Source organism: Hydrogenophaga sp. (genome assembly GCF_051007235.1).
In the GTDB taxonomy this organism is placed as follows: domain Bacteria; phylum Pseudomonadota; class Gammaproteobacteria; order Burkholderiales; family Burkholderiaceae_C; genus Hydrogenophaga.
The window spans coordinates 1-2,520 of the sequence record NZ_JBPCSJ010000433.1 but is presented as its reverse complement, the minus strand read 5'-3'; the positions used below and the strand labels follow the sequence as shown (position 1 = coordinate 2,520).

3 protein-coding genes are annotated in these 2,520 nt (G+C 66.9%); all 3 read left to right on the top strand.

Going from position 1 to position 2,520, the window contains the following annotated elements; translation table 11 throughout:
• The coding region (locus ACR2JA_RS15520) for a fumarylacetoacetate hydrolase family protein (protein WP_434009979.1) at positions 1-423 on the top strand (423 nt) is incomplete at its 5' end.
• A complete protein-coding gene (locus ACR2JA_RS15515) occupies positions 420-1,214 on the top strand; it encodes a fumarylacetoacetate hydrolase family protein (protein ID WP_434009978.1) in 795 nt (264 codons plus the stop codon). The genes ACR2JA_RS15520 and ACR2JA_RS15515, both read left to right, overlap by 4 nt.
• A gap of 78 nt (positions 1,215-1,292) precedes the next feature.
• Positions 1,293-2,520 (top strand): aldehyde dehydrogenase family protein (locus ACR2JA_RS15510; RefSeq protein ID WP_434009977.1); only part of this gene is annotated, 1,228 nt, incomplete at its 3' end.

Sequence of the window (2,520 nt, the reverse complement as noted above, 5' to 3'; positions counted from 1 at the left end):
GGGCTGGTGGCGGGCGAGGGCGGCCGCTTGGCCGGCGCCGTGCTGTTCAACGACGTGGCGATTCCGCATCAGAGCTATTACCGCCCGCCGGTGAAGTACCGCTGCGTGGACGGCTTTCTGGGTGTGGGTGATGTGCTGCGGCCGGTCATGGACCTGGGCGAGCTGTCGTCGCTGGTGCTGGAGCTGCGCGTGGACGGCGTGATGCGCCAGCGCACCGCGCTGGCCGACCTGGTGCGCGACGCGGCCACGCTGTGGGCCGACGTCAACGCCTTTCAGAGCATGCGGCCGGGCGACGTGCTGATGGTCGGCACCGACTGCCTGGACGACGGCACACGGCCGCGCGCCAAGGCCGGCGATTCGGTCGAGATCACCGCCACCGGCTTCGTGCCGCTGGTCAACCATTTCGTGCAGGAGGCGTCATGAAAAGAGCCCGCATCGCCTGGGCCGGCGCGGTCCACGACGCCGTCGAAGCCGATGGCCTGCTCGAACTGCTCACGCCCGCGTTCAAAGGCCGCCGCGTCGGCTTCGATGAGGTGGTCTGGCTGCCGCCGCTTGCGCCCCTCAACCGTCCGCGCACCGTGCTGGCCCTGGGCCTGAACTACGCCGACCACGCCAAGGAACTCGCCTTCAAGGCGCCGGAAGAACCGCTGGCCTTCGTCAAGGGTGAGGCCTCGCTCATCGGCCACCGCGCCTTCACCGTGCGGCCCGACGGCGTGCAGTTCATGCACTACGAGTGCGAACTCGCGGTGGTGATCGGCCAGCCCGCCAAGCGTTTGAAGAAAGAAGACGCATTGCAGTACGTCGCCGGCTACACCGTGGCCAACGACTACGCGATCCGCGACTACCTGGAGAACTGGTACCGCCCCAACCTCAAGGTCAAGAACCGCGACGCCTGCACGCCGCTGGGCCCCTGGCTGGTCGATGCGGCCGATGTGCCCGACCCCATGAACCTCGCGCTGCGCACCACCGTCAACGGGAAGCTCACGCAGCAGGGGAACACGAAGGACATGATCTTCGACGTCGCCACGCTGATCGCCTACTTCAGCGGCTTCATGACCCTGATGCCCGGCGACCTCATCCTCACCGGCACACCCGACGGCGTCGTCGACTGCCAGCCCGGCGACGTGATCGTCACCGAGATCGACGGCATCGTCGCCCTCACGAACACCATCACCGCAGAGCAAAGGGGGTCGGATCCTGATGCAGGACAGTGACCTCACCGGACCACAACCCCAAGTTGAACGACATCAGGCTCTGACCCCCTTTGCGGTCTGGCCGGAGAAAGACCCCTTATGAAAATCGACCACCTCATCAACGGTAAGACGGTTGCCGGCACCGACTACTTCGAGACCGTCAACCCCGCTACGCAGGGCGTGCTGGCCGAGGTCGCTTCGGGCACCGACGCTGAAGTCAACGCTGCGGTCCAGGCCGCCAAGGACGCCTTGCCCGCCTGGGCTGGCCTGCCGGCGACCGAGCGCGCAAAGAAGGTGCGCGCCCTGGGCGACCTGATCGCGAAGCACGTGCCGGAAATCGCCCGCACCGACAGCGAAGACACCGGCCAGGTGATCGCGCAGACCGGCAAGCAGCTGATTCCGCGCGCGTCGGACAACTTCTACTACTTCGCCGAGATGTGCACCCGCGTGGACGGCCACACCTACCCCACGCCCACGCACCTGAACTACACCCTGTTCCACCCGGTCGGCGTGTGTGCGCTGATCAGCCCGTGGAACGTGCCCTTCATGACCTCCACCTGGAAGGTCGCGCCCTGTCTGGCCTTTGGCAACACGGCGGTGCTCAAGATGAGCGAGCTGTCGCCGCTGACCGCCGCGCGCCTGGGCGAGCTGGCGCTCGAAGCCGGCATCCCGGCCGGCGTGCTGAACGTGGTGCACGGCTTCGGCAAGGAAGCGGGTGAGCCGCTGTGCGCGCACCCCGATGTGCGCGCCATCAGCTTCACCGGCTCCACCGCCACCGGCAACCGCATCGCCCGGGCCGCGGGCCTGAAGAAGTTCAGCATGGAACTGGGCGGCAAGAGCCCGTTCGTGGTCTTCGACGATGCCGACCTGGACCGCGCGCTGGATGCCGCACTCTTCATGATCTTCAGCAACAACGGCGAGCGCTGCACCGCCGGCTCGCGCATCCTGGTGCAGCAGAGCATCTACGCCGACTTCGTGGCGAAGTTCACCGAGCGCGCCAAGCGCATCGTGGTGGGCGACCCGCTGGATGAGAAGACCACCATCGGACCGATGATCAGCAAGGCGCATCTGGCCAAGGTGCGCAGCTACATCGAGCTGGGCCCGAAGGAGGGCGCGACGATGCTGTGCGGCGGGCTGGACCGTCCTTCGTACGCGGCCGAGCTGCCGTCGCATGTGGCCGGTGGCAACTACGTGTGGCCGACCGTGTTCGCCGATGTGGACAACCGCATGAAGATCGCGCAGGACGAGATCTTCGGACCGGTGGCCTGCCTGATTCCGTTCAAGGACGAAGCGGATGCGATCCGCATCGCGAACGACATCGCCTACG

Coding starts and splice junctions, on each gene's coding strand:
- ACR2JA_RS15515 (WP_434009978.1), top strand. CDS start 420: ATGAAAAGAGCCCGCATCGCCTGGGCCGGCGCGGTCCACGACGCCGTC.